The organism is Pseudomonas zeae, assembly GCF_014268485.2.
GTDB classification, from domain to species: domain Bacteria; phylum Pseudomonadota; class Gammaproteobacteria; order Pseudomonadales; family Pseudomonadaceae; genus Aquipseudomonas; species Aquipseudomonas neuropathica.
Map to the genome: position 1 here is coordinate 4,308,755 of NZ_CP077090.1, position 26,923 is coordinate 4,335,677.

General features: G+C 60.9%; 22 protein-coding genes and 1 pseudogene. 17 read left to right on the forward strand and 6 right to left on the reverse strand.

Annotated elements, in window-relative coordinates; genetic code table 11:
- The first annotated feature begins 18 nt into the window (after positions 1-18).
- The 15 genes from HU754_RS18875 to HU754_RS18945 all read left to right on the forward strand — a co-directional run bounded on the left by HU754_RS18875 (position 19) and on the right by HU754_RS18945 (position 16,372).
- Entirely contained in the window at positions 19-765 is a 747-nt protein-coding gene (locus tag HU754_RS18875; RefSeq protein ID WP_093439148.1) for a sugar transferase, read from the forward strand.
- Positions 765-1,412, forward strand: coding sequence for a CpsD/CapB family tyrosine-protein kinase (locus tag HU754_RS18880; RefSeq protein WP_093439152.1), 648 nt, complete (start codon positions 765-767; stop codon positions 1,410-1,412). The genes HU754_RS18875 and HU754_RS18880 overlap by 1 nt, the downstream gene beginning before the upstream one ends.
- Positions 1,413-1,433: 21 nt before the next feature.
- Positions 1,434-2,459 (forward strand): polysaccharide biosynthesis/export family protein, encoded by a 1,026-nt coding sequence (locus tag HU754_RS18885; RefSeq protein ID WP_034152566.1) that lies wholly within the window; start codon positions 1,434-1,436, stop codon positions 2,457-2,459.
- 16 nt (positions 2,460-2,475) lie between these two features.
- On the forward strand, positions 2,476-4,068 hold the full coding sequence (locus HU754_RS18890) for a GumC family protein (RefSeq protein WP_093439161.1): 1,593 nt from the start codon (positions 2,476-2,478) through the stop codon (positions 4,066-4,068).
- Entirely contained in the window at positions 4,065-5,156 is a 1,092-nt protein-coding gene (locus HU754_RS18895; RefSeq protein ID WP_186624622.1) for a glycosyltransferase family 4 protein, read from the forward strand. The genes HU754_RS18890 and HU754_RS18895 overlap by 4 nt, the downstream gene beginning before the upstream one ends.
- The gene (locus HU754_RS18900) at positions 5,153-6,523 is read left to right on the forward strand and encodes an O-antigen ligase family protein (RefSeq protein ID WP_186624623.1); all 1,371 of its coding nucleotides are present in this window, start codon (positions 5,153-5,155) and stop codon (positions 6,521-6,523) included. The genes HU754_RS18895 and HU754_RS18900 overlap by 4 nt, the downstream gene beginning before the upstream one ends.
- Positions 6,520-7,488 (forward strand): glycosyltransferase, encoded by a 969-nt coding sequence (locus HU754_RS18905; RefSeq protein WP_186624624.1) that lies wholly within the window; start codon positions 6,520-6,522, stop codon positions 7,486-7,488. Before HU754_RS18900 ends, HU754_RS18905 begins: the two co-directional genes overlap by 4 nt.
- Positions 7,481-8,617: a glycosyltransferase family 2 protein gene (locus tag HU754_RS18910; protein ID WP_186624625.1), complete on the forward strand. Its 1,137-nt coding sequence runs from the start codon at positions 7,481-7,483 to the stop codon at positions 8,615-8,617. Before HU754_RS18905 ends, HU754_RS18910 begins: the two co-directional genes overlap by 8 nt.
- A gap of 13 nt (positions 8,618-8,630) precedes the next feature.
- Positions 8,631-9,632 carry a polysaccharide deacetylase family protein gene (locus HU754_RS18915; RefSeq protein WP_186624626.1) on the forward strand — a complete coding sequence of 334 codons (1,002 nt, stop codon included), beginning with the start codon at positions 8,631-8,633 and terminating at the stop codon, positions 9,630-9,632.
- Positions 9,629-10,936: a lipopolysaccharide biosynthesis protein gene (locus HU754_RS18920; protein WP_186624627.1), complete on the forward strand. Its 1,308-nt coding sequence runs from the start codon at positions 9,629-9,631 to the stop codon at positions 10,934-10,936. Before HU754_RS18915 ends, HU754_RS18920 begins: the two co-directional genes overlap by 4 nt.
- Positions 10,933-12,855: a hypothetical protein gene (locus HU754_RS18925; protein ID WP_186624628.1), complete on the forward strand. Its 1,923-nt coding sequence runs from the start codon at positions 10,933-10,935 to the stop codon at positions 12,853-12,855. The genes HU754_RS18920 and HU754_RS18925 overlap by 4 nt, the downstream gene beginning before the upstream one ends.
- 68 nt (positions 12,856-12,923) lie before the next feature.
- A complete protein-coding gene (locus HU754_RS18930; RefSeq protein WP_099759405.1) occupies positions 12,924-13,613 on the forward strand; it encodes a GNAT family N-acetyltransferase in 690 nt (229 codons plus the stop codon).
- A 4-nt stretch (positions 13,614-13,617) separates the two neighbouring features.
- On the forward strand, positions 13,618-14,802 hold the full coding sequence (locus HU754_RS18935) for a GNAT family N-acetyltransferase (protein ID WP_186624629.1): 1,185 nt from the start codon (positions 13,618-13,620) through the stop codon (positions 14,800-14,802).
- The gene (locus HU754_RS18940; protein ID WP_186624630.1) at positions 14,774-15,565 is read left to right on the forward strand and encodes a ChbG/HpnK family deacetylase; all 792 of its coding nucleotides are present in this window, start codon (positions 14,774-14,776) and stop codon (positions 15,563-15,565) included. Before HU754_RS18935 ends, HU754_RS18940 begins: the two co-directional genes overlap by 29 nt.
- Positions 15,566-15,679: 114 nt before the next feature.
- A complete protein-coding gene (locus HU754_RS18945) occupies positions 15,680-16,372 on the forward strand; it encodes a GNAT family N-acetyltransferase (protein ID WP_093439495.1) in 693 nt (230 codons plus the stop codon).
- Positions 16,373-16,499: 127 nt separating this feature from the next.
- On the opposite strand, the gene HU754_RS18950 is transcribed toward HU754_RS18945, so the two are convergent.
- Complete coding sequence (locus HU754_RS18950; RefSeq protein ID WP_186624631.1) at positions 16,500-17,297, reverse strand: class I SAM-dependent methyltransferase; 798 nt, start codon at positions 17,295-17,297, stop codon at positions 16,500-16,502.
- Between the two features lie 249 nt (positions 17,298-17,546).
- Here HU754_RS18950 and HU754_RS18955 point away from each other — a divergent pair.
- Positions 17,547-17,684 (forward strand): annotated as a pseudogene (locus HU754_RS18955) (helix-turn-helix domain-containing transcriptional regulator); the annotation flags it as partial.
- Between the two features lie 98 nt (positions 17,685-17,782).
- Positions 17,783-18,130: a hypothetical protein gene (locus tag HU754_RS18960; RefSeq protein ID WP_093439192.1), complete on the forward strand. Its 348-nt coding sequence runs from the start codon at positions 17,783-17,785 to the stop codon at positions 18,128-18,130.
- A 150-nt stretch (positions 18,131-18,280) separates the two neighbouring features.
- Here the strand turns inward: HU754_RS18960 and HU754_RS18965 are convergent, their stop codons facing one another.
- The 5 genes from HU754_RS18965 to HU754_RS18985 all read right to left on the reverse strand — a co-directional run bounded on the left by HU754_RS18965 (position 18,281) and on the right by HU754_RS18985 (position 26,901).
- The gene (locus HU754_RS18965) at positions 18,281-19,711 is read right to left on the reverse strand and encodes a sigma-54-dependent transcriptional regulator (protein WP_099758598.1); all 1,431 of its coding nucleotides are present in this window, start codon (positions 19,709-19,711) and stop codon (positions 18,281-18,283) included.
- Entirely contained in the window at positions 19,680-21,173 is a 1,494-nt protein-coding gene (locus tag HU754_RS18970; protein WP_099758597.1) for a sensor histidine kinase, read from the reverse strand. The genes HU754_RS18965 and HU754_RS18970 overlap by 32 nt, the downstream gene beginning before the upstream one ends.
- A gap of 94 nt (positions 21,174-21,267) precedes the next feature.
- The gene (locus tag HU754_RS18975) at positions 21,268-22,371 is read right to left on the reverse strand and encodes an SCO family protein (protein WP_093439201.1); all 1,104 of its coding nucleotides are present in this window, start codon (positions 22,369-22,371) and stop codon (positions 21,268-21,270) included.
- Positions 22,368-25,175 carry a multicopper oxidase domain-containing protein gene (locus tag HU754_RS18980; RefSeq protein ID WP_186624632.1) on the reverse strand — a complete coding sequence of 936 codons (2,808 nt, stop codon included), beginning with the start codon at positions 25,173-25,175 and terminating at the stop codon, positions 22,368-22,370. Before HU754_RS18980 ends, HU754_RS18975 begins: the two co-directional genes overlap by 4 nt.
- 277 nt (positions 25,176-25,452) lie before the next feature.
- The gene (locus tag HU754_RS18985) at positions 25,453-26,901 is read right to left on the reverse strand and encodes a sensor histidine kinase (RefSeq protein ID WP_186624633.1); all 1,449 of its coding nucleotides are present in this window, start codon (positions 26,899-26,901) and stop codon (positions 25,453-25,455) included.
- Between the last annotated feature and the right edge of the window lie 22 nt (positions 26,902-26,923).

Genomic DNA, 26,923 nt, shown 5'->3' on the forward strand with positions numbered 1-26,923 from the left:
ATTAATGCGGAGGACTCCATGACTGGACATGAGAAAGGTGTGCCGATCCAGGAAATGCGCCGTGACAAGCGCGTTGACCCCGAGCACCGAATGCGTCTCGACGCGGCAATCCATCGCCAGGGTCGCGGCTGGTTCACTGGCCGCGACGGCGGTCGCCCATGGCAACTGTCACGCACCAATCGCGTGGTCGCCTGCCTCGGTGCGCTTATGATTCTGGTGCTGATCTCGCCACTGCTGCTGGGTCTGGCACTGGTCATCAAGTTCAGCAGCCCGGGGCCGGTGATGTTCGTGCAAAAGCGTACCGGTTACCGCGGCCGCAAGTTCGGCATGTACAAATTCCGCACCATGGTCGCCAACGCCGAAGAATTGAAAGAGTCGCTGCGTCACCTCAACAAGCACGGTGCCGACGCCATCGATTTCAAAATCGACCACGATCCGCGCATCACCCGCATCGGCGGTTTTCTGCGGCGCACCAGCCTCGATGAACTGCCGAACCTGATCAACGTGGTGACCGGTGACATGCGCCTGGTCGGCCCTCGCCCGACCTCGTTCAACGCTTACCGCTACAAGGACAATCACCTCGCCCGTCTGGCGATCTACCCCGGCATGACCGGCCTGTGGCAGATCTCCGGACGCAGCAATATCGACTTCGACCAGCGCGTTGAGTTGGACCTCAGCTACATCGCCGAGCAGAGCCTTTTGCTTGATCTGAAGATTCTGTTGAAAACCCCCTTCAAAGTATTCAGCGGCCACGGAGCAAGCTAATGGACGGTTCAACCAACAAAAGCCTGAGCATTGCCAACCCCAGCGAATCGAACCTGACCTCGACCGTGCTGGATCTCGACCTGCGGATCCTGTTCCTGACCGCCGCAAATCCCGGCGCCGGCACCACCACCAGTGCCTTGGCGCTGGCCAGCCAACTGGCGCAAATGAGCAGCGGCCAGGTGCTGCTGGTCGATGCCAGCCAGTCGGCGAGCAACCTCACGCAGCAGCTGAACCTGAGCAAGGAGCGCGGCCTGCGCGACTTGCTGTTCAACCCGGACAACCCGCCGCTGTTGCAGGACTGCGTGGTGCAGGTCTCGAGCCTGCCCTTCCACGTGCTGCCCAATGGCCGGCCGATCCGCACCATGGAGCACCTGACCGCCGAGCGCCTGAGCCCGTTGCTCGATCAATTGGGCAGCCAGTACCGCTTCGTGGTGATCGACGGCGACGCGGTGTATTCCGCTGCCGACACGCTGGTCATCAGCACTCAGGTCGACGGCGTGGTGTTTGTCGTACGCGCCGAAGACACCCGCTGGGAAGCCGCCCAGGCCGCCGTGCAACGCCTGACTCAGGCCGGAGCCAAAGTGGTCGGTAGCGTGTTCAACCGGCGAAAGTACTACATGCCCAAATGGCTTTACAAAAACCTCTAAGCGAACGCGAAGGATGACGCCATGAACGCCAAGATTCTTGTGCTGCTGATGCTGCCGCTTGCAGGCTGCTCGAGCACCTCCGAAACCCAGAACATGCCGGTGAATATCCTCACCGCCACCCCGGCCAACGCCCAGGCGACCGATATGCCGAAGATCGAGCAGACCCTGCGCCCGCAGGACGTGCTCGACGTGATCTTCCATATCAGCACCAGCGGCTCGGACGCCTACCGTGTGCAGTCGGGTGATCAGATCGGCCTGAACTTCACCGCTGCCAGCCAGCTCAACGGCAATCAACTGGTGCTGCCCGACGGCACCATCGAACTGCCGGGCGCCAACACCTCGGTGAAAATCGCCGGGCTGACCAGCGATCAGGCCCGTGAAGAAATCCAGCGCGCCTATCAGCGCAAGCAACTGTTCCAGCCCAACCGCAATCAGCTGACCGTGCAAATCATCAGCCCGCTGACCAATGAGCAGAACCTGAAAAGCGCGCTGAACCACCCGGCCACCGGTATGAGCCGCGAGATCACCGTCGGCACTGACGGCTACGCGAGTTTCCCGGAAATCGGCGCCGTGCCGCTGCAAGGCATGACCGTCAATCAACTGGAAACCTTCCTCAACCAGAAATACGCGCAACTGCCGGGCCGGATGACCGTGGACGTGCTGCTGAAATCCACCGCCGGCAACGAAATCTATGTGCTGGGCGAAGTCGGTCAACCAGGTTCCTACCCGATCCGCCGGCCGGTGTCGGTGCTTGAAGCACTGACCCTGGCCCGTGGCACTAACGTCAAGGCGCGCCTGGATTCGGTGGTGATCATGCGGCGCAATGGCAATCAGGTGCAGGCGGTGCATTACGACGTCGAAAAAGCCTTGTCCGGCGATGCCTCGCAAATCGCTTACCTGCAACCGGACGACATGCTGTTCGTACCAAAAACCAAACTGGCCAGCGCCGGCGAACTCGCTCGCCAACTGGCCGATGTGGTGCTGTTCCAGGGCGTCGGGTTCAGCTTCGGCTACCGCGTCGACAACAAAGACAGCAACAACAACTGACTCTCAGGTGACCGACATGAATCCAAAGGAAAACTACCTGCATGAGTTCTTCAGGATCTTCTTTGCCAACAAGCAACTGGTGAAACGGGTCTTCCTGATCTTTGCAGTCATCGCCCTGCTCCTGCCGCTGGTGCTCAAACAGAGCTTCGATATCACCGCGCAGGTGATCGTGCAGTCGAAAAAACTCTCCCAGGGTGACGCCACCACGTCACTCACGGTGGACAACGCCACGTTCATTCCGCCGTCGCTGGCGGACATGGAAACCGAGAGCAACATCCTCCGCTCGCCGGCGCTGATCCGTCAGACCATCAGCGAACTGCGCGACAAGGGCGAATACACGCCTTCGCCGGGCATTTTCAGCAGACTGGTGGCCGAGCCGTTCAAGCGCTACGTCACTTCACCGCTGCGCCAATACGTGATCAATCCGCTGCGCAATGTGCTCGGGCTGGACACCGATCCGGTTCGTGACACCGCGCTCGACGCCTTCACCCAGCAAGCCATCGATAGCCTGAAAATCGAGACCCTGCCCGGCTCCAACGTGATCTCGATCATCTACAGCTTCCCCGATCCGCATCAGGGCACGACGTTTGTTTCAGCCTTGCTGCAGAACTATCTGTTCAGCCGTCAGGCCTTGCAGTCGATCGACTTGCCGCAGTCCTTCTATGAGTCGAAAAAGCATCTCTACCAGGTGCGCCTCGACGGCCTGGAAGGCAATCGCCAAGCCTTGCTGGAAAGTGTCGGCTCGTCGGATCCGAAGGAAGAAATCACCTTCCGCCTCAACGCGATCAACACCGAAGAGCAAGCCCTGAACCTGTATCAGGATCGCCTGTTGCAGAGCCAGCGCTGGCTCGAATATCTGAAAACCGCGTTGGCTGCGGCCAGCAACAACAAGCTCAACGACTACACCTTCCCCTACACCTTCACCACCACCGTCGACAACGTGGCGTTCGAAGATCGGGAAATCAAACAGATGGGCGAGCAACTGACCACCCAGGTCAGCCGCTACATGAATGACCTGGCGGTGTTCCAGCCCGGCAGTGAACCGATGCTGCTGACCCGCGAGCAGATTGCTCGCACCCGTGGCCAGTTCCTCAAAGTGGTGAGCAACCGCATTCAGGAACGCACCAACGATCTGGCGGTGGTCAAGCAAGTGATCGATCAGAAAACCGCGCGCATCGCCGAGTTCAAGAACCGTATCCACGAGTTGCAGCAGACGCAAAGCAAGCTGCGGCAGATGGACACCGAAATCGATGCGCTGCACGCCGCCTTCTCGACTTACGCCCAACGTTTCGCCGAAAGCAGCACCACCGGCGCGCTCAACGACGATCTGTCCAACGCCCGGGTGCTCAGCCCGCCGTTCGAACCGACCGAAGCAGCGTTCCCGAAACCGGGCCTGATCATTCCATTCGGTTTGTTCACCGGGTTGTTGCTGGCGATTGCCCTGGTCTACGTGCGTGAGTTCTTCGATCACCGCTTCAAACACCCGGCGCAAATCAGCCACGAACTGGGTCTGCCGGTGCTGTTGGTGATCAACGACCAGAACGCGCTGCCGAGCAATCCGCACAAGAACTGGACGGTGCCAAGCTTCCTGCACTGGGTGCGCAATTGAGCACCGCATCCTCCCCGACTGCCGCGCTGCCGATCATTCATTTGCTCAGCAGCGGCGGCTTCTATGGCGCCGAGCGCATGTTGCTGGATCATTGTCTGGCGACGCCGGGTCAGCATCAGGTGCTGTTCCTCGACGCGCCGCCAGAACTGATCGCGCGCTTTCGCACGGCTGGGGTCGACTGTCGCGGCTGTGCCGGACTGGGAGAATTGCTGCAGTATCTGCGTCAGCGCCGCAGTGAAAAACCGCTGATCAATACGCACAACTTCAAAGGGCTGTTGTTCGGTTGGGTCGGTGCAACCCTGTTGCGCCTGCCGCTGGTGATCACCCAGCACGGCTTCACACCACGCAGTCGCAAGCAGAAGTTCTACACCTGGCTGAGTCTGCAACTGTGCCGCACGGCGTCGGTGGATCGGGTGGTCTGCGTGGCGGAAAGCATCGCCGCGCTGCACCGTCAGGCCAGCGTCCGCGCGGAGAAATTGCAAGTGATCCCCAATGGTTTGCCAGCCGCTGCGGCGCTGGTGCCTGACGCGGATAGGCAGCGCTGGCTGGTCGGTTACGTCGGCCGCTTGAGCAGCGAGAAAGGCCCGGATCTGTTTCTTGATGCGCTGATTCCGCTGTGTCACCAGCATCCACAACTGGATGCGGTGATGCTCGGTGACGGCCCGGAACGCGAAGTGTTGCAGACGCGGATCGACAACGCCGGTTTGCAGCAACGCATTCGTTTGCCCGGTTATCAGATCGCCATGCAACCGTGGTGGCGGCAACTCGATGCGCTGGTGATCAGCTCGCGTACCGAAGGCACACCGATGATTTTGCTTGAAGCCATGCAGGCCGGGGTGCCAGTGGTGGCGTTCGGCGTCGGCGGCATTCCAGATGTGCTCGAACACCGGCACAACGGCTTGCTCGCCACACCGGCCGACTGCGCCGCCCTTGCCCGTCAACTCGACACGTTGCTGAGCGAGCCTAAGTTGGCCCGGCAACTGCGCGACAACGCAAAACGCACACAACAGGATCGCTACGACCTCAAGGCGCTCGCTGAGCGCTGGTCGCAGCTGTACATCCGCACGGCACGGGAGGCACGCGCATGATTTTCCCGCTCTCGATCGTCAGTCTGCTCGGTCTGGTCTGCATCGGTTTGCTGGCCAGCCCTTATCCGTTTCTGGCGCCGGGGGCGGTGCTGGGCCTGGTGGGATTTGCGCTGCTGTACCGCAAACCGACCTGGGGCCTGCTCGGCATTGCTGCACTGGTGCCGTTCGAGGGCTTTTTCAAGGACACGTCGTTCTCCGGCAGCAAGCTGATCGGTGCTTCGCTGGCGGTGATCCTGATGCTGCAACTGGCGTTGCACCAGATTCCCTCGGAGCGCCTGCGCAGCAATATCTGGCGCTTCCTGATCTGGTTTCTGGTGCTGTACTTTCTGAGTTTGCTCAATACCGATGACCTGGGCATGTCGCTCGGCCACCTGCGCGAGCTCAGCGTCGGTCTGATTCTGTTTGTCATCACCCTGTTGATCGGCCGCGAGCTGAACCTCGATCTGTTCGCCCGCCTCGTCACCCTCGCCGTCAGCACCACCTGTGCGATGGCGATGTTCTCGGCCAAATTCCAGGATCAGGGTCGCGCCGCCGGACTGCTCGAAGACCCCAACGCGTTCGCCCTGCTGATCGCCTTTGCGATTCCGCTGGGGCTGCTACTGGTGATCCGCAGCCCGAACCTGCTGCACCGGTTGTTCTGGGGCGGTTGCTGCCTGATGCTGTTGGGCGGCATGACCAAAACCGAATCGCGCTCGGGTCTGGTGGTCTTGGCCTTGAGCCTGCTGATCGGCTGCTGGCATTACCGCACCCAACTGACACGGATTCGCCCTCGGCATCTGGGCTTCGCCATGCTTGGCGCGGCGATCGTGATTCCGCTGGCGATCTACGCAATGCCCGCCGGTTATATGGCGCGCATCCAGTCCCTGAGTATTCTCAGCGCCGGTTCCAAGGCTCAGGACGAATCCCTCGGCCGCCGCGCTTCGTACATCGTGGTTGGCAGCCAGATGATCCGCGAGAACCCGCTGCTCGGCTCCGGTCCCGGCACCTTCCCGCTGCATTACGCGACCACGGGTTACGCCAAGGCGTTTTCGGCTAACCGCAAAATCGGCGACCTCTATCGTCGTGCGCACAACACCTACCTGGAAATCTTCAGCGAACTGGGGATTCCCGCCGGGCTGTTGTTCGTCGGCATGCTCGGCCTCGGTCTGTACAACCTGATTCGCGCACGCGCCGCGTGGATGTTGCGCCGCGAATGGCATCAGGCCGACATGATGACCCACCTCGGTGTGAGCTTCCTGTCGCTGACCTTGTTCCTGATGTTCCTCAGCGCACCGAACCAGAAATACGTGTGGATCATGCTCGCCATGACCAGCGTCCTGCGCCTGAAAGCCGAGCAGGCGCCCCTGAGCACGGAGGCAAAGGCATGAGCCGCATCAGCATCGTCATCCCGATGTTCAACGAGGCGCGGCACATTGGCCGCACCTTGCTTGCCGCGCAAAAAGCTGCCCATGCGGCCAATGTCGAGTGCGAGTTGATCGTGGTCGACAACGGCTCGACCGATCAGGGACCACACATCGCCCGCCAGTTCGGCGCGCAGGTGCTGGTGCAGCCGGGTTTGTTGATCGGCGCCCTGCGCAATCGCGGCACGGCCATCGCCACGGGTGAATGGCTGGCCTTCATCGACGCTGACATTGAAATGCCGGAGAGTTGGCTCAAGCCGTTGTTCGACATTGAGGCCAGCGGCCAGGCCGATGTCTTCGGCCTTGATCTGCACACCCCCGCCGAAGCGCCGTGGTACGCCACCGCCTGGCAACGCCGCACCGCGCGCGCGTCGTCGCAGGCGTCCCACGTCGTTGACTGGCTGCCCAGCTCAAACCTGCTGATGCGCCGGGGCTGGTTCGACAAGGTCGGCGGTTTCAACGAAAGCCTGCGCACCGGCGAAGACAAGGAATTCACCCTGCGCCTGCACGAACAGGGTGCGCGGCTGCTGTCGATCAATGACAACGTCGCCCTGCATTGGGGTTACGAAATGAACTGGCGCGAATGGATGGGCAAGGAGTTGTGGCGTCAGGGCAGTCACCTGCAACTGCTGCGCACCCATGGCTTCAGCCTGCGCCTGTTGCGCTTTCCGGTGCTGTCGCTGCTGGTGTGGTTGCTGGACTTTCTGGCGATTTCGGCGCTGCTCGATGGCTTTCCGCATCACGCGATCGTCATGGTCAGCCTGACACTCCTACCGGGACTGGTGCTCAGCCTGCGGCAAAGCTCCAAACACCGCAATATCGGCCTGACCCTGCAGCTGTGGGGCCTGCACTGGGTGCGTCTGCACCTGGCCGGTGCCGCGTTCATTTTGAGTCTGTGTCATTGGAACGCCAGGAGGCCTGCCCGTGGCTGAGTTCATTTTCTGGATGTGCCTGGTGCTGCCGGTCTACGCCTATGTGGGCTACCCGCTGCTGCTGACGATTCTGGCGCCGCTGTTCCCGGCCTGGCGTCACACGCCGGCGCCGCCGTTGAGCGTCAGCATCGTGATTGCCGCGCACAATGAGGCGCGGCACATCGAACACAAGTTGCGCACCTTGCTGGCGCAGGATTACCAGCCGGCCTCGCTGCAGATCATTCTCGCCAGTGACGGCTCGACCGACGACACCGTGGCCTGCGCACACAAGGTCGTTGATCCGCGCATCACCGTCCTCGATCTACCGCGCCAAGGCAAAGCGGCGACGTTGAATGCCGGCGTGGCCCTCAGCACCGGCGACATTCTGGTGTTCACTGACGCCGACAACCAATGGTCGCGCGAAACCCTTGGGTATTTGCTCGCGCCACTGAGTGATCCGAATGTCGGCGGTTGTGCCGGGCACATGGTGATTCCGGTCACCGGCGGCGGTTTGAGCGTGGGTGACAGCCTCTATCGGCATTACGAAGGCTGGCTGCGCCGGGTCGAGAATCGCACCGGGTGCATGGTCTCTGCCGACGGCGCCCTGCTCGCCCTGCGCCGCGAGCTGTTCCAGAGCGTGCCGGCCGAGGTCAACGACGATTTCTTTATCAGCACCTGCGCGCCGGTCGCGCACAAACGCATCGTCTACGTGCCGGAAGCGCAAGTGATCGACCATGGCGTGGATGAGGCGGACAAGCAATTCCGCCGCCGCCAACGCGTCACCGTCGGCGGTCTGCAAAGCCTCGCCCAGCGCCGCGAACTGCTCAATCCGCTGAAATATGGCCTGTATTCGATCGCGCTGATCAGCCACAAATTGATCCGCCGTCTCGCACCGATCCTGTTGCTGCCGCTGCTGCTGAGCAACTTCTGGCTGTGGGAAGACCACGGTTTCTATCGCCTGGCCCTGATCGCGCAACTGTTCGGCTATGCCGTGGCGATTGCCGGTTTGCTGGATTCGCAACATCGCTTGCCGAAACCCTTCCGCCTCGCCGCATTTCTGCTGGTCACCCTCGCCGGGATGAGTCTTGGCCTGTGGCAGTTCCTGCGCGGTCAGCGGTATGCCCAGTGGAATCCGGAACAGAACCGTTAAGAGGACCGAAGCCATGGCGATCAAACAATTACTCAAACGCACCAGTGGCTGGCTCTATCTCAACTCGTCCATGGGCCGCAACCAATTGCAGGGCGCCGGGGTGATTCTGATGCTGCACCGGGTGTTATCGAACGACCGCGCCGCCGACCTGCCGCATCGCAACGAACTCTGCGTAGGGCCGAAAGCCTTCGAGCATTTGCTGATGTGGCTGCGCAAGCATTTCGATTGCGTGCCGCTGATGGAAATCCTTCAGCCCAACTCACTGCGTACCGAACGCCCACGGGTGGCATTGACCTTCGATGACGGCTGGCGCGACAACGCGGTGAACGCCTTCCCGCTGCTGCAAAAACATCAGGTGCCGGCGAGCATTTTTCTCTCCACCGATTTCATCGGCAGCCGTCAGCGCTTCTGGTGGGAAAGCCTCGGCGAAACCCTGTGGGGCAGTCATGGCGACAAGGCGCGGATGCATCTGATCGAATGCCTGCATGCCATGCATCACCCGTTGCCGGTGCTGCTGGATGACATCGACGTCGACCGTCGCAGCCTGGCATTGCTCCATTACCTGCAAGGGCTGAAGTCGATTGACTCGCAGGAGCTGGAACGGCTGACCGATGAATGCCCGCAGGAGTCGCAACCGCAAGCGCTGGACTGGCATCAGGTGCGCGCACTGGAGGCGTCCGGGCTGGTGCGTTTCGGTCCGCACGGCGCCAGTCACGCCATCCTCACCGGTCTCGACGATGTGCGCCTGAGCGAAGAAATCAGCCGCAGCCGTGACGCCCTGCACAACGGCTGTAATCGTGCGCTGCCGGTGTATTGCTACCCCAATGGCGACAACGATGAACGCGTGCGCCAACAGATTGCCCGTCACGATTACCCGTTTGCGCTGGGCACCGGCACCGGCATTTATCGCGGCGAAGGCGATCCGCTGAACCTGCCGCGCTTCGGTGTCAGTCAGCGCACCGCGCGTAATCCGGAGTTGCTGTCGTGGCGGATTTTTCGCGGGGCGCGGCCATGAGCCGAAGCAATTACCTCAAACATTTGGCGCTGAGCATGGGCACCAAACTGGCGATGATCGCCCTGCGTTTGCTGCGCAATGTGCTGCTGGCGCGGATTCTCGGGCCGAGCGAGCGCGGGCTGTTTGCGTTGCTCAGCACCCTGCCGGATCTGATCAGCGCCGCCACCAGTGGCGGCCTGAATTCGGCGGTGGGTTATCAGGCCGCCAAGCAGCGGCCGATGGGTTTGTTGCTGAGTCAGGTGTTGGTGTTCGGCTGTTTGCTCGCAGCGTTGCTGACCTTGCTGGTGGTGGCACTGGTGCGTGAGTTTGGCACCGAGCTGGATGTGACGATGCAGCTCGGGTTGCTCGCTTGGCTGTTGTTGCTGGCAGTGCCGCTGACCGTACTGAAAAGCGGCCTGCTGACACTGCACAACGCCTCGGGTGGCGTAGTCGCGTTCAATGCCTTGCGCCTGGTCGAGTCGCTGGCGCCGCTGTTGCTGTTTCTCGCGCTGTTCTGGATGTGGCAAAGCGCGGCCCTGGAAGCGGCGCTGATCAGTTGGCTGGCCGGCATCAGTCTGGTAGTGCTGGTCGGTTGGGTCTGGCTCAAACGCGCACAACCGTTGCAACTGCAATGGGACCGCGCCAGCCAGAACGAACTGCTGCGCTACAGCGCGCGCAGCCATCCGGATCTGTTGTTCCAGCAAGTGATCCTGCGTTCGGATTACCTGTTTATCGGCGCCCTGCTCGGCAGCACCGCCCTCGGCCACTACGCCATGGCCAGTGCTGCCGCCGAGTTGCTGCTGATCGTCCCGGAAGCAGTTACCACGCCACTGATGAAACGCCTGCTGCAGCAAGACGAAGGCATGGACAAGGTCACCCCGCTGGCCCTGCGCCTGACCGCCACGGTGATGCTCGGCGCGTGCCTGACCATGGCGGTGATTGGCGAATGGCTGATCGTCACCTTGTTTGGTGCGGCGTACCAACTGGCGTATCCGGCGCTGCTCGCCTTGCTGCCGGGGCTGTTGGGCCTGTGCTACGCGAGCATTTTGCGTCTGGACCTGTTGGGCAAGAATCGTCCCGGCACGGTGTCGTTGCTGATGGGCCTCGGTGCCCTGCTCAATCTGGCGCTGAATCTGGTGCTGATTCCGGCTTACGGCATCGTCGGCGCGGCGGCGGCTTCGTCGATTGCCTACCTGGCGGTGACCGTGGCAATGCTGGTGCTTTACTGCCGTTTGAGCGACGTGCCGTTCTGGCAAACCCTGATCATTCTGCCGCGCGACGTCACACCGATGTGGCTGATGCTGCAACGGCGCAAAACCGCATGAAAGGCCTGGTCTTGCTGTTCGGTCTCGGCCTGTCGCTGGACGCCTTCGCGGCGTCGATGCGCTGGGCCGAGATTCGTGACGGCAGCCTGTATCTGCAAACCGATCGTCCGGACACGCTGACCGTGCGCTGGACGCCGGCGTGGCAGGCCGATGCCAATGAAGAGCATCTGTATTTGCTCGATGGCCAGGGCAAACTGGTAGGTGATCGTTTTATAAAGGCCAGTGAAATTCGTGGCAGTCAGAGCTGGCCGCTGCTGCCCGGCGCGGCGAGTTATCGGCTGGAAATTCCCGGCTACAGCTTCCGCAATTACCGCGTCGAACATGACGAGCACACGGTCGCGCTGTTCGCCCCGGCGAAAGTGCATTTCAGCGTCGACACCCGCAACGGCGACGAGTTGTATTTCAAGGTTGCGCCAGGTGAACACGCGGTGCTGGCGGGCAAGTTTCACGGAGGTGTCAGCGGGTTGCAGGCACAGCGGGTCGGCGCTGAGCAGCAACTGACGCTGGCATTGAAACCGTATCGCGCCTACTGGCAGTTCGATCAGGTTGCCCTGCCCGTCAGCGAGCGCGAGCAAGTCTGGCGTCTGCGTCTGCAAGGCAGCGGCAAAGCAGCGTTCTGGCTGGATGGCACGGCCAACCTGTTCGCGCAGAACCCGCAGCAACTGAAAGCGCTGCGTGAAGACGCCGGTCAGACGCATCTGGTCTTGCACGACAAAGTGCTCGGGCGCACGCCGGATCTGGGCATCGCTCTGCCCTACTTGATGCCGCCACCCGCCAGTCATGCCGCGCTCGATGCGCTGAAACCGACGGCGGCGAGTTACTACAGTTTTGTCGACGTGACGGCGAAGAATCCGCAGTTCGAAGACGCGTTCCGTCAGGTGTATCAGGAGCGTTTCGGCATCAGGCAGGACATCACCTTGCTCGCCGGCAGTCAGCGCCAGGCTGACTTGCGCGCCGATGTGCAAAGCAACGGCGGGCTTGATGCGTGGTTAGCCAGCACCCGAGCGCTGGGTGGCAAGGGCACCCACTACATCGGTTTTGCCGATGAGCCGAACCTCAACTATTCCAGTTACGCGCAGTATCAGGCGATTTTCACCAGCATGGCGCGGCAGGTGCGCAGCGATCCGGCCAATGCCAAGGCCGGCGTGCGCATCGCCATGCCGGCCAGTTCGCGGCTGGTCAACGGTCCGTTTGCCAATAACGCTGCGGACAAGCGCGGCATCGATTGGGCGCGGCGTCTGCTCAGCGAATCCGGCGATCAGGTTGACGCACTAGCGTGGCACGAATGGATGATCCGCGACCTGCTCGCCACACGCGTCTATCGCGACAGCGTGCGCCGCGCGGCCGAATTGGTTGGCCTCGATGGCAAAGGCCAGCCGCGCAAAGCCTTGTTGCTCGACCAGACCAATCTGTCCAGCGGCTCCAGCCTCAGCCCTTATGATCAGGAAACCCACTACACCTCGCTGTGGTGGGCGTCGGTGGTGATCAACGCGTCGCAGGATGGCTTGTTGACGATGCTCAACTGGTTCCAGGCCGCCGATGAGCCGCAGTACCCCAAGGGCATGCTGCGTGTCTCGGCCGATGAACAACACTTCGAGCTGAAGCCGGTAGGCCTGGCCCAGCAATTCATAGCCCAACACTGGCTGCATCAGGTGCTGTGGCTGGAAAACGATGCCTTTGAAGTCGATGTGCTGGCGATGGCCGGCGACGATCAGCGCGGCTTGCTTGGGGTAAATAAAGGCACTCGGCTGCAACGTGTAGACCTGGCCGGCGCCAAGTGTCCGCTGAACAACGGCGCCCTGCGCTACTTCGGTGCTGACAATCGCAGTCGCGACGCGCCGTTTACCTGCCAGGACGGGCGTGTGCGTTTCGAGCTGCCGGGGCAAACCCTGTTCGCCCTCGGCTGGAGCGCTTCATGAACCGTCCGTTGATGTTCAGCCGCGCAGGCCTGTGGCCGCGCGATGCCTCGTCATCAGGAGCCAAAACCATGAACATGCTAAGCAAACTGACTGAACACCTGCGGCAGAAAGGACTCACTGCTACCGCCAAAAAAGCGTGGAAACACTACATCTTTTCCCATCAGGAACTGCTGTGGATGGAGCGCGATCTGGTCAGCCCGGTGCCGCCGCACAACCTCAAACCGTACCCGCCGCTGCGGGTGGTGAAGATCACGGCGGACAACGCCAGCGCCTTCGCGCGCTACTTCGGCGACCGCGTCGGCACCATGGCGGAGCTGGCCAAAGAAGGTCACACCGGGCACATGCACCTGGACGATCAGGGCGATGCCGTGGCGTTTATCTGGGGCAGTTCGCGGGACTATTTCGACCGGCACTATTACGGTTGCATGTTTCCGGTGAAACCCGGCGAGTTCTTCGAGTTCGGCGGTGAACTGACCCGCGCCTACTGGGGCAGCGAGTTGTCGGTGGATCTGCAACTGGAGCTGTGGAAAGCCATGGCTGCACAGGGTTGCGACAAGGTTGTCGACGTCTGCGAATTCCACAACATCCCGGCGCTCAAGCTGCACTTGCGCATGGGCTATACCGAGCAGAACCGCATCATGAATGTGTACACCTTGTTCGGTCGCTGGCGTTTCTATCGCGAAAGCCGCTACAGCGGTTCGCGTCTGGATGCGCTGCGCAAACCTTCCCGTCCACCCGTAACAGCCACGGCGGCCTGAGTCTATGGTGACGCGATTCGAATGGCGCACTTCGCTGTGCGCCGCCGATTTCCCGGAAGCAGCGTATGAAGCGCTGCGCCTGCGGGTGACGGATCACACGCCGTTCAACCACCTCGGTTGGTTGTGCGCGGCCGAGCAGGCCCTTGGCGCGGATGAGCGTTTGCACATTCTGCTGAGGTGGGAAGCGGACGAATTGCGTCTGTGCCTGCCATTGGTGGCGAGTCGCGAGCGCTTTGCCGGCCTGCCGTTCCGGGTCGTGCATCACTTGGGGTATCCACTGGCCGATCGTTTGGCGCTGTTGTCTTTGCTTGGCCATGAAGACATGCGCAAGGCCTTGCTGTTGATTCACCAACGGCTGCCCCACGCGTTGCTGCAACTCAATGAGTTGTCCGAACCTGCGGGTGAGGAAAGTGCGCTGACCGAATGGATGGCGCGCAGTTCCACCGCTGAACGACGCCTGAGTTGTCGGGTGCCGGTGCATCTGATCAGCGAGGCCGATCATCAGGAAGTCTCCGGCGACCCGCGCTACAAGCTGCGGCGGGCACGCAAGCGGATCGCCGCGTGCGGTGCCGAAGTGCGGCGCATCGTGCCCGATGCGTTGAGCATGGGCCCGCTGTTAAAGGTCATCAGCGACGTCGAAGCGGTGAGCTGGAAAGGCGACGAAGGCGTGGGGATTTTCGCCAGCGAACGCAGCCGCCAACTGATCGAGCGCGCCTTCACCGCCCTCGCCGGCCAGGGCCTGGTGCGCGTGGTGACGCTGGAACTGAATGGCCACTGCATCAGTTATCGCCTCGGTCTGCTGGAGCAAGGACGGCTCTACGATTACAACCTCGCCTTCCTGCCGCAATACGCGGATCTGGGCAGCGGCCGGGTGTTGCTGGAGGAATGGATTCGCTGGGGGCTGGACGACAACTGGCGCTGGATCGACGCCTCGCGGGTCAGCCTGGAAAACTCCAGTCATCAACTGCACGAACGCATGACCGGACAACTGGAGCACTGGCGCTGGAGTTTTTATTCCTGGCGGCCGAGTGGTCTGGTGCTCGGCCTGGGCCTGCGCCTGTGGCATCGCCTCAAACCGCACGTACAAGCCTGGCGCGCCCGTCGTACCGAGCCTGCGAAACCCACACCGAAACCTGTCGCGATCACCACGGAGGGCGAACATGCCTCGCCAAGTCATAGTCAACGCTGACGATTTCGGCCTTAGTCCGAACGAAAATTCGGTGATCTTCGCCGCGTTTCAGGCTGGGGTCATCAGTTCTGCCACCGCCATGGCCAACATGCCGGCGTTCGAAGCGGCGTGTGCCATGGCGCGGCATCCGACGTTGCAAGGTCGGGTCGGGCTGCACTTCAACCTGACTTACGGACGACCACTGAGCCTGGGGATTCTGGCGCGTCGCACCTTTTGCGATGACTTCGGCGTGTTTGACCTCAGCCTGCCCCGCCACAGTTTCTGGCTGGGCCGCGAGGATCGCGAGGCGGTACGCGCAGAATTGCAGGCGCAGTGGCAGCGCTGCGTCGATCACGGCATGCGTCCCAGCCACATCGATTCTCACCAGCACGTGCACAACATCTGGCCGATCGGCGAGATCGTCGCGCGGTTTGCCGCGCATCAAGGTGTACCGATTCGGCTGGCGCGCAACCTGGGGCAGAACCTCAATCTGCCCAAACGTGTGTTCAAGGGATTGCTCAATTGGCGTTTGCAGAGTCTGGCCGGCGTTACCGCCGACTATGTGTGCACGCCGATCGACCTGCGCAACGGCAACGCGCCGACCGACGGCGTGCTGGAAATCGTCGCCCACCCGACGCAACTCGGCGCCGATTTCGGTGACGCCTATCTCAACCCGAACGAGTCATTGAGCCTTGTGCTAGAGCAGCGGCTGACGGGCGTTCCGCGGGTTTCCTATAGCGATCTGAACAAGGATTTTCTACGCGGGGCGACGGCACTCGATTGAGTTACACACGCTGAAATACTTTCCAAAGTGGCCCTTTGAAATTAACTGGCCAGCGTGATCTATACCCACAAAAGCACCATCCACCACACCCGGGCTGCGGCCACGGAGGGCATCATGAGCGTGATCGAAAAACTACAAGAGCGCATCCGGCAAAAAGGCTTCGGCCGCACGTTCGGCACGTTGTGGAAACGCTACGTGTTCTTCCATTGGGAACTGTTGTGGATGGAGCGTGACCTGGTCAGCCCGGTACCGCCGCACAAGCTGCGGCCTTACGACGGGCTACGCAAAGTCGATATCACGCCGCAGAATGCCATCGCGTTCACCAAGCATTTTGGTGACCGGGTAGGCACCATGGCGGAACTGGCGGCCGAGGGTCACACCGGGCACATGTACCTCGATAAGGATGACCACGCCGTTGCGTTTATCTGGGGCAGCATCCGCGACTATCACGACCGGCACTATTATGGCTGCACCTTCCCGGTGAAGCCCGGTGAGTTCTTTGAATTCGGTGGTGAGATGACCCGTGCGTATTTCGGCAGCAGCCTGTCGGTGGACGTGCAGGTGGCGCTGTGGGAGGCGATGGCGGCGCAGGGTTGCGACAAGGTGGTGGATGTTTGCGAGACGCACAATATTCCGGCGCTGAAGCTGCATCTGCGCATGGGTTACCACGAGCAGGGCCGCGTGATGCACGTTTACTGCCTGTTCGGGCGCTGGAAGTTTTTCCGCGAAACGCGGTATGAGGGTTCGCGTCTGGAACCGCTGCGCAAACCAGGGCGGCCGGTGGTGAGTGCGGCGGCGCAGGCTTGATTCAACTCTGAAATATTCAGCGGCAGTGATGCCGTCATCGCGAGCAGGCTCACTCCTACATTTGAAATGCATTCCCCTGTAGGAGTGAGCCTGCTCGCGATGAGGCCGGTAGCCGCGCTGATTATTTTCAGGCCTTGCTGGCGACCAAGGTAAAACACATCGGCATCTGCGCTTCCTGATTCAGATACCGGTCATACACCTCTTCCCGATTCGAATGCGCATACTCCCTGAAGTGCGCAATATTCAGCCCTGCCCCAATGGCACCACCGAAAATCGCCCCCAGCGTGTGCACAAACCAATACGACTTCGCCGCCTGCTGCTCAACCTTGCCGACATAGACAATCGGTTCTTCCTGCACAAACGGCTCGGCGCGGAAGTACGAACTGGCGAGGCGATAAGGATCTTCCGCATCCGGGTCGACCATTTCCAGGAACGGATGGGTTTCGTAGATCACCAGTTTCCCGCCCGGTTTCAGCGTTGAAGCGACATGGCGGAAAAACTCGCCGATGTCCGGCATCCAGTTCAAAACACCAATGGTGATCAGCGCCACATCGAAGCGATTGTGCAAGGACGCTGGCAAATGATGGATATCGCTTTCGATGAACTCGGCGTTGTGCGGAGAACGCTTGTTCAGCTCACGCGCCTGATCGAGGAACGCCGCCGATTGATCGACGCCGACCACGCTTCTGGCACCGAGCGCAAACAGCGAGAGACTCTCACGGCCATTGTTGCAGCCCAGTTGAATCACCTCTTTACCGTCAACCTCCAGCAACCCGCTCAACGTCGCATCGAGGCAAGAGAAATCCGCCTGCGCTACCTCGCCGAGTAAAGCCTGCCAGTCAGGCGAATCCTGGTGATGGCGGGCGGAATCGTTCCACGCCTGCCGATTGCTTTCGATGGCGGTTTTATTGTTGGGCACTTCCATGGCGCACTCCGGACGATGCTCGTGATTGAGCGGATCCAAGTCTAGATCAGCCCGGCAATTGCGGTTGTTGCAAACTTGTAAGCCAATTCCTGCGGCAACTCCTACATATCAGGGTGTTCTGGCCTACAAATGTCGGCGAATTATCAAAACAGATAAAGGACACGGCTGACTATTCAACTCTGCTCACGTGGATACCCTCACAAAGCGCAGTCATCCGACGCGCACAAAAATGGCTAAGGAGGCTTAACCATGAGCCAGACTTTGACGAATTTCGACGTGATAGCACTGCTGGACAGTGACGAAGCCATCAGCGAATACCTGTCCCAGGTTCTTGCAAATGGGGATAACGAAGAGTTTCTTCGCGCAATCGGCTATGTGCTCAAGGCCTGCGCACAACCGGAGCATGTGATCAATCACCCGGTTGTTTGAATGTCGGGCAGCTATAGTTAATAGCCTTGGGGAAAACCGCACTCGCAGGTGCCGCCATGCATATGCTCGACCGGTTGTTGTTGACCGGCTGTCTGCTCGCTGCCACTCAGGCGCAAGCGCTGGACAGCAATTTCAATTATTACGGGCCCAACCAGCCCTTCGCCCACCCTGCCCCGTATTCACTGAGTTCCACGCCGCCCAAGCCTTACGACGATACGGCGCCGCAGGATTTTGTAGTGATCCCGGGTGACCATGAGTTCTACGATTCACAACTGCCGACTGTGGCGGACGCGACGGTACGGGTGTTTATCCGCACGTACGATGCCGAGCGCGGGATTTATGTGAATGACGAGGTGCTGGATCCGGGTTGTTTGCTGGAGTGTTTGAGTCGGCAGCAGCATTGATCCGGGTTGCTCACAACATCTGCGGCACCACCGATCCCTTGTAGGAGTGAGCCTGCTCGCGATAGCGGTGTGTCAGCAATAAAGAGGTCGACTGACACACCGCTATCGCGAGCAGGCTCACTCCTACAGGGGAAATGCGGTGTGCCTGGGTTACCACTGCCGTTTATCCGGGCGGGCGAGGCCGAGTTTTTCGATGCGGTAGCGCAGCATGTCGCGGCTCAGGCCCAGCAGGCGCGCGGATTTGGTGACGTTCCAGTCGGTCTTGTCGAGCATTTTGCGCACCATGTCGCGCTCGACTTCCGGCAGGTTCATCGATTCGGTGTTGCTCGCCGGACGCGGTTCGTAGTGCATCGGTGCTTCATGAATATGCAGCGGCGGCTCGTCGACCAGGCTCATGCACACGTTGAGCTGATGCGCAGCGATGGTGTCGCTGGGCGCCAGCAGTACGGTTTGCTCGAGCATGTTGCGCAGCTCGCGCACATTGCCCGGCCAGGTGTAACTGAGCAGCAGCTCTTCGGCCTGCTGACTGAAATGCAGATTCGGTTTGCCATAGCGTTTGCCGTGGCTGGCGAGAAAGTGCCGCGCCAGCAACAGAATATCGTCGCCCCGGGCATACAGGCGTGGCACTTTGATCGAAATGATCCGCAGGCGAAAAAACAGATCACGGCGGAATTTGCCCTGCTGCACCATCTGTTCAAGGTTGCAGTTGGTCGCACTGATCACCCGCAGATTGACCTTGCGCTCCTTCACCGAACCGACCCGGCGAATGGTGCGGTCCTCCAGCAACTTCAAAATCTTCGCCTGCAACAGCAGGTCCATTTCACCAATCTCATCCAGAAACAGCGTGCCACCATCCGCCGCTTCCACCAGCCCGACCCGGCGGTCCTTGGCGTCGGTGAATGCGCCCTTCTCATGGCCGAACAGCTCTGACTCGACCAGATTCGATGGAATCGACGCGCAGTTGAATTCAATGAACGGCCCTTTGCTACGCGGACCGTCGAAGTGCAACGCGCGGGCCACCAACTCTTTGCCGGTGCCGGTCTCGCCTTCCACCAAAACCGGCGGTAGATCGGTGTTGGCCATGCGTCGCTCGGCGTCGAGCAACTGGCCGATGGTATTTTTCAGGTACTGCATCGGCGCCGAATCACCAATCAGCGCCTGCACCCCGGATTTCTGCGCCTCGCGCTCCTGATAGAACGACAGCGTGCGCTCCATTCGTTCGGTGGCCAGAGCCTTGTCGAGCAGCAGTTTCAGCTCCGGTAAAGCCACCGGTTTGGTGACGTAATGAAAGGCGCCCTCCTTCATCGCCACCACCGCATCTTCGACGTTGCCGTAACCGGTCATCATGATCACTTTGAGATCCGGCGCGCTGATGCGCAGCTTCTGGATCAGGTCGTGACCGCTCATGCCCGGCAGCGAGTTGTCAGTCAGCACAATGTCGGGCATGAAGGTTTCCAGTTGCGCCAACGCGTCTTCGGCCGAATGGCAGACGGTCACCTCGAAGTCCTTGCGCTCCAGGTAGGTCTGAATATTCTCGGCCAGCAGTTCGTCATCCTCGACCAGCAGAATGCTGTGTTCCATATTCCCCTCCCGATGCCACTTTGAAGTTGAGACTGACGCGGGTTCCCTCCTGCTCGCGGCTGGTCAGCACGACCGAACCTTCAAAACGCTCCATGATTCTTTTGACCAACGCCAGACCAACCCCGAGGCCGCCCTGTTTGGTGGTGAAAAACGGTTTGAACACCAACAGTTGCTGCTGCGCGCTCATGCCCTTGCCGGTGTCGCTCACGGTCAGGCGCACGCGGTCGGGCTGCGGCGATTCGAATTCGACGCTGAGCACACCGCCCTTGGGCATCGCTTCCAGGGCGTTGGCAAACAGGCTATTGAGGATTTGCGTGAGCAGCACCTTCTGGCTGACGACCGGCGCGCAATTCTGCGCAGTGAAGCGCACTTCGACGTTGCAGCGTTTGATCAATGCTTCGAAGGCGCCAACGGTGTCTTCGACCGCCATCACCAGGTCCACCGCCTCGCCGTCGTCGTTCATCGGCCGCAGCGACACCAGCAACTCGCGCACCCAGCGCGACATGCGATCGACCTGGCTGATGATGTCGCCGATGTTGCGCTGCGCACCGGGGCTGGCGATTTCCTGGGCCAGTTCGGCGCTGGAGCGAATGGTCGCCAGCGGATTACGCAGACTGTGCGCCACCGCCGAAGACATCTCGCCGAGGGCGACAAAGGTTTCATTGCTGATCAACTGTTGCTGCTGGCTCTGCAGCAGTTTCGCCGCGCGGCGGACGATCCAGAACAACGCGAGAAAGATCGCCGCACCACCGAAACAGGTCGCCGCCCAGATCGAGGCGAATCCACGGTCGATGCGGTCGACCAGATCCGCCGGTTCCTTGTAGATCTCGACCATGGCGACGACTTTGCTTTTGTCGGCGTTGAACATCGGGATGTAGTTCTCGATGAACAAATACTTCGGCTCGCGCAGTAACTGCTGCTCGGGTTTCTCATCGTCGATCTTGTGATAACTGGAAGACACCGCGACTTTCATCTCGAACGATTCGTCGAGTTCGTCGTCATCCTCGAATTTGACCCCGATCAGTTCCGGATTGGTCGACCAGATCACCGTACGATCCAGCGCGTACACCGTGGCCAGGAGAACGTCGGGCAGGTGTTGGACATGGTCGAGGAACTCGGCGCGGGCGGCTGCATGGGCAACGGGATCGACATCGGGAAAGTTGTCGTCCTGGCGCGGGTCGAGCATTTCGCCCATGGTGCGCGCCGGGGTGATACCGGCGTGGCGTATTTCCGCTGCGCCGATGGCCTGAACGAATTGCGCCGTCAGCAACGCATCGCGTTCAACGCTTTCAGTGACGATGAAGCGCGTGGAGATATAGCCAAGGCCCACCGCCACGGCGGCGATGATGAAAAAACTCGCGAGCGAGAACCAGCGCAGCAGATTGAACTGTTCGCGCCAGCTCTTGCCCATTGCCGCGGGGGTGTCCGGCGCAGGTGTTTGTTGTGCTTCCAGTCGCTGCATGGGAGTGCCCTGGAGGTTTTGTATCGAGCCAGTTACTGCCATCAGTGTAGGTGGCTCTGACCGCGACACACGGTTCAATGATGCTATTTCGCCGCTACCGCATCTGACTCACCGTCGCGGCTGAATCGCCCGGTTTTACTGGCGTCAATGCACCGTCGGCCACGGCCGGGGTGGACGGTTGTTGACGCTCGGTTTCATCACGGAGGAAATCGATGATCGACTGCGCAGATGCCTCGTCGAGACGCAGGTTGGGCATCGGAATTCGCTCGAACTGTTCGTAGAGTTGCTGGGCAATCGGGTCTTTTTCCGCAAGCAGGCGATCCGGCTCGCGGATCCAGCGATTCAGCCACTTCGGATCACGGTGACGGGTCACGCCGATCAGGTCAGGGCCGATGCTGCGCATGCCAAGGCCCTGGCCATCCATTGGGCCGAGGCTGTGGCAGGAGGCGCAGCGGGTGCGGAACAGTTCTTCGCCATTGCTCGGCGGACGAATGTCCGGGGCATTGGCGTAGCTTTCTTCGATGCTCGGCTGCTTCCAGTTCTGCAAGGTGTTGGCCAGTTGATCGGCGAGGATCCACGGGTTTTCGAACGGCGAAGCTTTCATCCAGCGCCCGGTGGTCTGGTTACCGACGATCAGGCTGAGGTTGTGGTCCTTGTTGCGGCCGTTGTCGACGCCTTCGATAAACAGCCCGAGTTTTTTGCGCAGGTCGGTGACGTCTTCGAACTCGCCGGTGAGAAACCTCCAGCCGGGGCCGACTTTGAAGCGCTGCGAATAGGCCTTGAGCACTTCGGGCGTATCACTGAGCGGATCGATGCTGATCGAGTAGAAAAAGATGTCCTGGCCAACCCGATCACCGAGCAGTTTTTGCACCTGGCGCAGGCGCGCGGTTTCCAAGGGGCAGGAATCGCTGCACGAAGTGAAGATGAAGTTGATCACCACCACTTTGTCTTTGATCAGGTCATCGAAGAAATGCACCTGCTGACCGTCCTGATCGGTCAGCAAGGTGTTGGGGAAATAGTCGCCACCCCACGGGGTGGCGGATTCGCTCGCCGCTGGTGGCTCGCCGACGCTGGCCTGATGCGCCAGCAGCACACGGCTGGCGAACACACAGACCACCAGCATCAGCACCAGGTGCATGCCCAGCGCCCGGGAGCGCGGGGTATGCACGGGTTGGCTGTCACCGTGGCGACGGTTCATGGCTTGATCACCACTTGTGGGCCCATACCGTCGCCGCTGCGGAAGGTAGGCAGCGCGGCCGAGTTGACGTAGCGCACACCGTCCCAGCTTGGCAGTGGGGTTGGCATCAGTTGCAGCTGACCGGGTTTCTCCAGGTCCCAACGCAGCAGCATCGAGTTGTCCTCATGCTGAGTGTTGTGGCAGTGCTCCATGTAGGTCCCGGCGAACTCGCGGAAGTTGATCGCCATCTCGACGTTGTCCAGACCATCCGCTTCAGAACCAATCCGATAGACATCTTTGCGCGCCCATTTTTCCCATTCCGGCGGTGCCTTGCCGCCGCGACTGAGAATAATGCCCTCCTCGAAGTGCACGTGCACCGGATGGCTCCAGCCCGTGCCGCCAGCCTTGATCTTCCACACCTCCAGCGTACCGAACCCGGTGACACCGGCATCGGTCGGGCCACTGGACAATTGGGTCGAGGCATTGAGTCGGCGTGGGTCCATGTGGAAGCCGAACCCGCCGTCAGTCTTGACCGTCCAGGGCGCTTCATCGGTGCCGTCGGAACGGCCGAAGGTGAAGGTGCGGTGGCGAGCCTTGGCCAGCAGGGCTTTGTCGGCGGCGTTGTCGCGATGGAGCTTCAACGGGATCATCACCAGCCCTTCCGCCTTGCCCGGTTTCGCCGGTTCGTAGGCTGCCGGGTTCATCGCCAGATCCTGACCGGTGTAAGCCTTGACGTTGAGCTGCAAGACCTTGCCCACCGCCGGATCGCCTCTGTCCCATTGCGGCCCCTTGCTGGTCTGCTTGATCACCGCCAGGTATTTCTCCGACAGGATGTCGCCCAATGGAATGACCTCTTTGGGCCCCTTGCCGTCGTCGTGGGCCTGCAGGTTGACGAAGAACAGCTTGTCGCCAGGCTTGATGCCGTTTTTCGAGAAGTTGACGATGATATCGAAGCGCTCGGCGATGCCCTGGGTCGGCAGGATCGCGTTGTGGTTCTGTTTATCGCCATCGGCGTCGAGGTCCATGCTGCCGTCGAACGGCACGCTGTGCTCCATGATGTTGCCGTCGTTGGCGATCATGTGGAACGGCACGCGGCTGTAGGTCACGCCGGAGTTTTTCGGCCCTTGGAACTCGCCGCCGCTGCCTTTGATTTCGCGCACCAACGCCAGTTTGAAGTAGCGCGACACCGAGCCATTGAGGATGCGGAAGCGATAACTGCGCGCACGCACGTCGAGGGCCGGTTTCCACTGCCAGTTGACCAGCACCTGATCACCGAGGAAGCCGTCGGTGTTGAACGGGTTGAACCACAACTGGCCTTCCTGATCCCACGCCTTGTCGGCGAACACCAGATTGACATCGTAGTCACGGTTACCCCATGGCAAGGCGCTGCCACTGGGGAATCGCAGGTTGACGCCGTCGTTCACCGACTCGTTGCCGCGATCCAGCGCGCTGTAGTAGTTCATCATCGCCGCGTTGCCCTTGTAGACGTTCTGCGCGGTGAAATCGAGCATGTGGTCATGGAACCAGTGGGTGCTCATGGTCTCGCGCCAGTCGCCCCGGATCTTGATGGTGCCGTTGTCACAGGTCTTTTTCGCCGGTGCGAGGTCGTTGACCCACAGGGTTTCACCCGGTGCGCACGGGAACGCGGCGCGCGGGTCTTCAGCCTTGGTGTTGATGCTGTCGTAACCGGCAAGCTGGATCGGCCAGCGATAGTCATAGAACTGCCCCGGAAAGAAGAACGCGTTGGCATAACCGTCGCTTTCTGCCGGCGCGTGACCGTTGTGCTCGTGGGTGCTGATGGTGTGCAGACCGAAACCACGGTTGGCCGACGGATCGATCGGCAAGCCGTTGTAGTGACGCATCATCACCGGTTGGCCGTAGCGCACCATCAACAGTTTTGGCGGCAACGTGCCGTCGAAGGTCCACACTGCGTTGTGGTTCTGCACCGGCATGGCCGGGTGGAAACGCGGGTCGACGCCTTTCGCAGTACCGTCAGTCAGCGGTACACCCGCGACGTTGTGGTAAAGGCCGCCGGGGCCGAATTCGCCCACCGCGTAATGGTGCATTTGCACGCTGTCACGCAGGCCACCATTGAGGCGCGCGCCGGTCTGCGCGGTTTTATAGGCGACCTGTGGGTAGAACTCGTTCCAGCGCTGGTGTGCCCAGCCTTTTCCTGGTGGCCGGCCTTCAGCGGACGAGCCGATGTGGCGATTGAGGAACACTTCGATCTGCGCCTGCCACGGGTTGCGGTCGACCACGTTAGAGAACTGGCTGGGAAACGGCGTCAGCCCCGGTTGGCGCAAAAACGCATCAAGGGCGGTGCCGGGTGGCGCGCTGCGGGCGACGTTGTTCGGGTCCTGAGCCGGTGCCGGGCCGATCGCAGCGGGCGGAAACGGCAATGGCGCGGCCGGGGTGGTCGGGTCGAGTTTTTCCGGGCCGAACTCTTCGAACAGGGTCAACTGCTGGGTGAACGGCTGCGCGCCATAGAGCGGGCTCGGCTTGCCGTTGGTGGGGTAGTTGAAACTGGTCTGCACGGCCGGCGGCAGGACGTTCTCCGTGCGTGTCGAGGCACGGGTGCCTTTGACGCCGTCGGGCAAATCGAAGGAGTCCTCGTTGGCCTCGGGCATGGTCAGGATGGCGTTGAGCGCCGTCGGTTCGTCTGCCGGCTCGTCGTAGTACGCCGAAGGGTCGGAGGTTTCTGGCTGTCGTTCGTCATCGATCGGACTGGCGCGAACGCCGGCCATGGTGCCGAGGGTCAACATCAGAAAGACACTCAGAGGCGTCAGCAGAAAGGTATTGCTTGGGTTACGCGTTGTTCTGTCCATCACCAGCCGCCTCATCAAGGAAGGGGTGATGGTGTTTTGCAACTAGTGCGCCAAGAAATTATTTCCAGTTGTAACAGGGACTTGGAAGGTCTGCGGGTTTCCCCACTCCCCGGTGACCGGGGCTTGACACCCAGTGATGGGGGAAGTTCATAAATTTTTGCGGCGTTTATAAACCTGTGTAGGAGCTGCCGAAGGCTGCGATCTTTTGATCTTGGTTTTTAAGATCAAGATCAAAAGATCGCAGCCTTCGGCAACTCCTACAGGGGGAAGATGTGAATCAGGGGACCAGTTGAAACGCCAGACGAACGGTGGTGCCCTCACCTTCGCGGCTGTCGAGGGTCACGGCGCCGCCGAAGCGCTCCATGATGCGTTTGACCAGCACCAGACCGACCCCGAGGCCGCCAGACTTGGTGGTAAAAAACGGCCGGAACGCCATGGTCCGTTGTTCTTCGTTCATGCCTTTACCCGTGTCACTGAGCACCACGCACACGCCACGGTCATCACTCGGTTCGAGGCTGACAGTCAATGTGCCGCCCTTGTCCATCGCCTCCAGCGCGTTGGCCAGCAGGCTGTTGAGGATCTGCGTCAGTTGCACCGGTTGGCTGAGCACCATCGGCGTGTGTTGCGGATGAAACACCACCTGCACGCCGGCCTTGGCGATCTGCTGTTCAAACGCGACGAGGCTTTCGTGCAGCGCCGCTACCAGGTTCACCGGTTCCGGGTCATCGTTGAGCGGACGCAGGGACTGCAGCAACTCGCGCACCCATTTCGACATGCGGTCGACCTGGCCGATGATGTCCTTGATGTTCTTTTCTGCCGGGCCGGCATCGAACTCCAGCGCCAGTTCTGCACTGGAGCGGATCGTCGCCAACGGGTTGCGCAAACTGTGCGCCACCGCAGAAGACATCTCGCCCAGTGCGACAAAGGTTTCATTGGCGATCAGTTGTTTTTGCTGGGCGGCGAGCAGAATCGCCGCGCGCCGGACGATCCAGTACAGGCCCAGGTAAATCAGCCCGCCGCCGAGCGCAGTGGCCAGCCAGATCAGGGCCAGCCCGCGCTCCATGCGCGCGATCAGGTCTTTGGGTTCCTTGTAGATCTCGACCATCGCCGTGACGTTCTTGCCCTCGGCGTCGAACAGCGGAATGTAGTTCTCGATAAAGATGTAATCCGGCGGGATGACGAACTTCTGCTCTTCCCGGGCCTTGTCGACATCGTGGTAACTGGCCGACACCGGAATCTTTTCGTTAAAGGAGCGATCAAGGTCTTCGTCGGCATGGATGCTGGTGCCGATGAGCGCTGGGTTGGTCGACCAGATCACCTGGCGGTCCGGCGCGTAGATATTGGCGAGGATCACGTCCGGCAAGTGTTCGATGTGATCGAGAAATTCACCCCGCGCGCCCGCCCGGGCATGCGGGTCGACATCGGGAAAATCCTTGTCCTGACGTGGATCGAGCAACTCGCCCATCGTGCGGATGTTGGGAATCGACACGTGGCGCACTTCGGCGGACGCGATGGCCTGGATGAACTGCGCGGTGAGCAAGGCATCGCGCTGCACGCTTTCTTCGATCACGAAACGCGTTGAAACCGCGCCCAGTGCGATGGCCACGGTGCCGATCACGGCCATGCTGATCAGCGAAAACCAGCGCAGCAGGTTGAACGGTTGCTTGCGCGAACCCAAGCGTAGCGTGCCCTCCTCAACCGGAAGCGATTTCGACTGCATGTTCATGGCGGCGACTTCCCGATACGTC